Annotated in this window: 6 protein-coding genes and 1 pseudogene; 4 read left to right on the top strand and 3 right to left on the bottom strand. The window is 66.0% G+C overall.

The features are described 5' to 3' along the window. The 3 genes from WA965_RS23425 to WA965_RS23415 form a co-directional block, all read left to right on the top strand. The coding region (locus tag WA965_RS23425) for an urease accessory protein UreF (protein WP_526448126.1) at positions 1-403 on the top strand (403 nt) is incomplete at its 5' end. A 17-nt stretch (positions 404-420) separates the two neighbouring features. Further along, the gene (gene ureG, locus WA965_RS23420; RefSeq protein ID WP_526303037.1) at positions 421-1122 is read left to right on the top strand and encodes an urease accessory protein UreG; all 702 of its coding nucleotides are present in this window, start codon (positions 421-423) and stop codon (positions 1120-1122) included. Continuing rightward, positions 1123-1749 carry an urease accessory protein UreD gene (locus tag WA965_RS23415; protein ID WP_526303036.1) on the top strand — a complete coding sequence of 209 codons (627 nt, stop codon included), beginning with the start codon at positions 1123-1125 and terminating at the stop codon, positions 1747-1749. A 1-nt stretch (position 1750) separates the two neighbouring features. Here the strand turns inward: WA965_RS23415 and ndh are convergent, their stop codons facing one another. From ndh to WA965_RS23400, 3 genes are all read right to left on the bottom strand, one after another. Continuing rightward, positions 1751-3124, bottom strand: a complete 1374-nt coding sequence (gene ndh / locus WA965_RS23410; RefSeq protein ID WP_526303035.1) for a type II NADH:quinone oxidoreductase Ndh — start codon at positions 3122-3124, stop codon at positions 1751-1753. 94 nt (positions 3125-3218) lie between these two features. Beyond that, complete coding sequence (locus WA965_RS23405) at positions 3219-4157, bottom strand: LLM class F420-dependent oxidoreductase (RefSeq protein ID WP_526303034.1); 939 nt, start codon at positions 4155-4157, stop codon at positions 3219-3221. Between the two features lie 100 nt (positions 4158-4257). Then, entirely contained in the window at positions 4258-4938 is a 681-nt protein-coding gene (locus WA965_RS23400) for an SDR family oxidoreductase (protein WP_526303033.1), read from the bottom strand. Between the two features lie 345 nt (positions 4939-5283). Here WA965_RS23400 and WA965_RS23395 point away from each other — a divergent pair. After that, positions 5284-5463, top strand: a pseudogene (locus WA965_RS23395) (hypothetical protein); the annotation flags it as partial.

Below are 5463 nucleotides of genomic sequence, written 5' to 3'. Positions count from 1 at the left end.
CGCGCGCACACCAGCTCCCGCGGCCCGCCAAGCCTCCCGCGCACAAGGCCGGGGACTGGTTCGGCTGGCCCGCCGGGTGTGGCCGGACACCGGCTGGGATGCCCTGGGCCGCACACCGCACCTCTCGGTGACCGCGGGTGCTGTGGGTGCTGCGAGCGGCCTGGCCCCCGAGCACACCGCGTTGTCCGTCGTCTACACGACAATGACGGGTTCGGCGACTGCCGCGCAGCGACTGCTCGCGCTGGACCCCGGCGATGTCGCGGCGGTGACCTTCGGACTGTCACAGCTGTGTGAGGAGACTGCCGCCGAGGCGTCCAAAGGACTCGCCGACCTGTCCGACCCGCTGCTGGATGTTCTCGCGCAGCGCCACATCGAACGCGAACGTCCCCTCTTCGCGTCCTGACCCGCAAGGTTGTACTGATGCCACCACATTTCCTCTCGTCAGACGCCGTTGGCGAACCGCACGCCCACGCCGATCGACCCCGCCGCGAGCGCCGACCGGGGGAGCCGCTGCGCATCGGAGTCGGCGGTCCCGTCGGCTCCGGCAAGACCGCCCTGGTTGCGGCCCTGTGCCGTCAGCTTCGTGACGAATTGTCGCTCGCGGTGCTCACCAACGACATCTACACCACCGAGGACGCGGATTTCCTTCGCCGCAACGCGGTGCTGCCCGACGACCGCATCGCTGCGGTCCAGACAGGCGGTTGCCCACACACCGCGATCCGCGACGACATCACCGCCAACCTGGACGCCATCGACGACCTCGTGGCCGCCCACGACGAACTCGGCGGACTCGATCTCATTCTGGTGGAATCAGGCGGCGACAACCTCACGGCGACGTTCTCCTCCGGGTTGGTGGATGTCCAGATCTTCGTCATCGACGTCGCCGGCGGGGACAAGGTGCCTCGCAAGGGCGGGCCGGGTGTCACCTTCTCGGATCTGTTGGTGGTCAACAAGACCGACCTCGCACCGATGGTCGGCGCCGACCTCGAGGTGATGCGCCGCGACGCGGCGACGGCGCGAGGTGAACGCCCCACGGTGCTGATCTCGCTGACCGCCGACCCAGCCGCCACCGCGGTCCTCGGGTGGGTGCGCGAACAACTCGAAGTCGCCCCGGCGGTCTAGATGCGGTCCGACGTCGTGATCATCGCGCGGCCGCACCGCTCACCGCGCATCGAGTGCAGCGGCGGACTCGCGGCCCGTCGCACCGAGGCCGACACCGTTCATCTGGTCTCGGCGGCTGCGACGCCGCTGGGCGGAGACTCGATCCGGATCCGGCTCGTGGTGGAACCCGGAGCTCGCCTGAAGTTCCGCACTGCGGCAGCGACGGTGGTGCTGCCCGGACCGAACACTCGCGAGTCGCATGCCAACTGGACGCTGGAAATCGCGGGGGAGCTCGATCTCGAACCGCAACCCACCATCGTCGCCGCCACCTCGAGGCACTACGTCGCCACCCGCCTGGAGGTTGCCGACGGCGCCGACGTCAGGATCGTGGAGCGCGTACAGATCGGCAGAAGCGGTGAGCGCCAAGGCTTCTGGTCGGGATCACTACACGCCGACGTCGGCGGGCGGCCACTGCTGCGACATCGGATCGAGCTCGGCGACGGGTCGATCACCGACGACGAGATCGCCGCCCCACGCGCGTGTGTCAGCGAACTCCACTACCCACAGAGCACCGTGCAGACCACCGGAATGACGCTGGCATTGGCCGGAGGAGGGTGCCTGTCCACCTGGCAGGGCGATACGCTGTGACCTAGCTCGCGGCTCTTTCGGTGTCCTGCACGGACGCCGCGATCTCCTCGAGTTCCTCGATCCGGGTTCTCGCGTACGCCTGCTGTTCGGTGATGGTCAACTGACCGCGGTTGCGCCCGAGGAACGTCACGGTCCACGACAGCATGGTGACGATCTTGGTCTTGAAGCCCACCAGATAGATCAGGTGCAGGAACAACCAGGCCAGCCAGGCGATGAAGCCGCCGAACTCCAACGGTCCGATCTTGGCGACCGCATTGAACTTCGACACCGTGGCCATCGAACCCTTGTCGAAATAGCTGAAGGGCTCACGCTGGGCCGGGTCGGCACCCTTGAGTCCGGACATGATCGCCTTCGCGGCGTACTTCCCGCCCTGGATCGCACCCTGTGCCATACCGGGGACCCCTTCGACCGCCGCCATGTCGCCCACGACGAACACATCGGGGTTGCCGGGGATCGACAGATCGGGCATTACCTTCACCCGGCCCGCCCGGTCGAGTTCCACGCCTGACTGGTTGGCCAGGTCGCGTCCGAGCGGGCTGGCGGACACACCGGCCGACCACACCTTGGTGGCCGACTCGATGCGGCGCAGCGAGCCGTCGGGGTTCTTGACGGTGATGCCGTTGCGGTCGACATCGGTGACCATGGCATTGAGCTGGATCTCGACGCCCATCTTCTCCAACCGGGCCTGCGCCTTCTTGCCGAGCTTCTCACCCATCGGCGGGAGCACCGCCGGCGCCGCGTCGAGCAGAATGACCCGGGCCTTGGTCGAATCGATGTGGCGGAAGGCGCCTTTGAGCGTGTGATCTGCTAGTTCGGCGATCTGACCGGCCATCTCCACGCCCGTCGGACCGGCACCGACGACGACGAACGTCAGGAGCTTCTCCCGTCGGGCCGGGTCGCTGGAGCGCTCGGCCTGCTCGAACGCCCCGAGAATGCGGCCGCGGAGTTCGAGCGCGTCGTCGATCGACTTCATGCCGGGTGCGAACTCGGCGAAGTGGTCGTTTCCGAAGTAGGACTGACCTGCGCCCGCGGCAATGACCAGGCTGTCGTACGGCGTCACGTAGGTGTGCCCGAGCAGTTCGGAGCGGACGGTCTTGGTCTTCAGATCAACATGTGTGACGTCGCCGAGCAACACCTGTGCGTTCTTCTGGTTGCGCAGGATGACCCGCGTCGCCGGGGCGATCTCACCTTCGGAGATGATGCCGGTCGCGACCTGGTACAGCAGCGGCTGGAACAGGTGGTGGGTGGTGCGGGCGATCATCTTGATGTCGACGTCTGCCCTCTTGAGGGTCTTGGCCGCGGTCAGCCCACCAAATCCCGATCCGATGATGACCACTTTGTGCCGATCCGACACCGTGGCTCCGGGATGGCTCATCATTACTCCTTGGCGGATTACCTGTTCAGTACAACGAATACGTTAGCCGCCACGCTTCCGGTGGGCGCGGTGAGATGGCCCACCGGGCTTGCAATCAGCCGGTCACCAGCGGCTTGATCGCCTCTCCCAGCGCGGTGATCTGGCCCGGCTGGTAGCCGACGGTCTGCGTGGGCACGAAGATGATGACGCCGTCGATGCCCGCGTCCAAGACCTTGGTCTTGATCTGATCGGCGATCTGGTCGACGCTTCCGACGACCATTCGCTGCTTGAAGTCGTCGGGGATCATGTCGGGGCTCATGTCACCGACCACTGCGCCGACCAGCATGCTGGTCTCCAGCGTGGCCGGGTCGCGGTCGATCTCCTCGCAGCGCTGCTTGACCACCGCGACCTTCTTGGCCAGCTCGTCGAAGCCGGCGATCACGTTGAGATGGTCGAAGTGCCGAGCGGCCAGCGGGATGGTCTTCTTCTCGCCACTGCCGCCGATCATCAGCGGAATGTGTTCGCGGAAGCGGGGATTGGCCATGGCGTTCTCAGTGCGGTAGTACTTCCCGGAAAATGTCGGGTGTTCGCCCTTGATCATCGGCAGGACGATCTGCAGCGCCTCGCCGAGCTTGTTGAAACGGTCGGTGAAGGTACCGAACTCATAACCGAGCTGATCGTGCTCGAGTTCGAACCACCCGGTGCCGATACCGAGGATCGCCCTGCCCTGGCTGATCACGTCGAGCGTGGTGATCGACTTGGCCAGGTGCGTGGGATTTCGGTAGGTGTTCCCGGTGACCAGCGTGCCCAGTTGGACGTTCTCGGTGGATGCCGCCAGCGCGCCGAGCGCGGTGTAGGCCTCCAGCATCGGCTGGTCCGGAGTGCCGATACCCGGCAGTTGGTAGAAGTGGTCCATCAGGAAGACCGAGTCGAACCCTGAGGTGTCCGCTTCGCGCGCCTGCGCGGTGACGGTGGGGAAGAGGTCGGCCACCTCACCCTGGCCGGATGCGCCGTAGGAGAAATTGTTGATCTGGAGTCCGAGTCGAATCGTCACAGTTCAAACCCTAACCATCCGACGCAGCGCGACGACATGCGTTTCACCCGACGCGAAGGCCGGAATAAATCCGGCGATCGGGCCGTTCGGCCGACCGCGATCAGCCGAACTTGGCCAACGCGCCGTGGCTGACATGCAGCGTCTGGCCGGTGATGTGGCGCGCGGCGGGGGTGGCGAGGAACAACGACAGTCGGGCGATCTCGGTGCTGACCGTCGCAGGCGTGGTCGCCAAGCCGTCATAACCGGGTTCGACACCCCGACCGGCAGCCACCGCATTGACGGTGATGCCCCTGGTACCGAAGTGATGCGCCTGTCCGGCGGTCCACTCGGAGACCGCGGCCTTGACGGCGGCGTCGGCCGAACCCTCGCTCGCGGGGTCCGGGATCACCGTGATCACCGAGCCTCCGGAACGGAGGTGGTCACCGAGAACCTGCACTGTCAGCACGGCCGAGACCAGGGCATTGTCGAAAATGCTGTGCCACTCGGTGACATGGTCGGCCAGCGTGTAGGTCCGCGGGTCGCCGCCGGCCCACTTCGGGACGGGGACGTTGACGATCGTGTCCAGATGGGCGGGGAACTGCCCCTGTACCTGCGCGATCGAGGCGGGGTCGGTGTTGTCGAACACGATCACCCGGTCGGTGCTGACCTCGAGTTCCTTCGCGGTGACCTCGACGTCGTCGCGGCGACTACCCGCGATCACGACCGTGTGGCCGGCTTCGCAGAAGCTCTCGGCGACCGTGCGCCCCAGATCTGTATCGCATCCCGTGACCAGAACATCCATCGTCGGCCCCTCCTGTTGTGTTCGACGCTGAACGCCAGCGAGTGGGCCCGATGTTACTGGACGGTAGCTAGCCGGCGAAACTCGACGCGCCCGCAGTGCGGTCGGCATTCGCCAGGCCACGAGTAACGGCGGCGCCGACCGCCGCGATCAAAGCAGTGAAGCGGCATCATCGAGGACTCTGCAGATCGGACGCCACCCCGCGCAACGCGCGGGGTCATTCTGCTGTCAGCAACCGAGTCAATACGCTTCTGCCATAGCATTCAGCGCTGACAGCAATGTCTCAATTTGACATCCAATGAGCAACTCACACTTGCGTCACGGCCGTAACACGGTAGTTTCTTCCACATGGTTCTGCCTGACGCAAATGATCACCGCCGTAAGAGTCGCCCGAAGTCGCTGGGGCTCGCAGCGCTGAGTGGTGCGTCGACCGCGGCGCTGATGGCAGCATTGGCCCTGCCCGGGGTGGCACACGCTCAGCCTGCACCGCCGCCACCCCCGCCGCCGCCTCCGGGCGTCGTCGAGGGC

Source organism: Mycobacterium sp., from assembly GCF_049683935.1.
Lineage (GTDB): Bacteria > Actinomycetota > Actinomycetes > Mycobacteriales > Mycobacteriaceae > Mycobacterium.
This window is presented reverse-complemented; position numbering and strand designations above follow the sequence as displayed.

Coding starts and splice junctions, on each gene's coding strand:
- ureG (WP_526303037.1), top strand. CDS start 421: ATGCCACCACATTTCCTCTCGTCAGACGCCGTTGGCGAACCGCACGCC.
- WA965_RS23415 (WP_526303036.1), top strand. CDS start 1,123: ATGCGGTCCGACGTCGTGATCATCGCGCGGCCGCACCGCTCACCGCGC.
- ndh (WP_526303035.1), bottom strand. CDS start 3,124: ATGAGCCATCCCGGAGCCACGGTGTCGGATCGGCACAAAGTGGTCATC.
- WA965_RS23400 (WP_526303033.1), bottom strand. CDS start 4,938: ATGGATGTTCTGGTCACGGGATGCGATACAGATCTGGGGCGCACGGTC.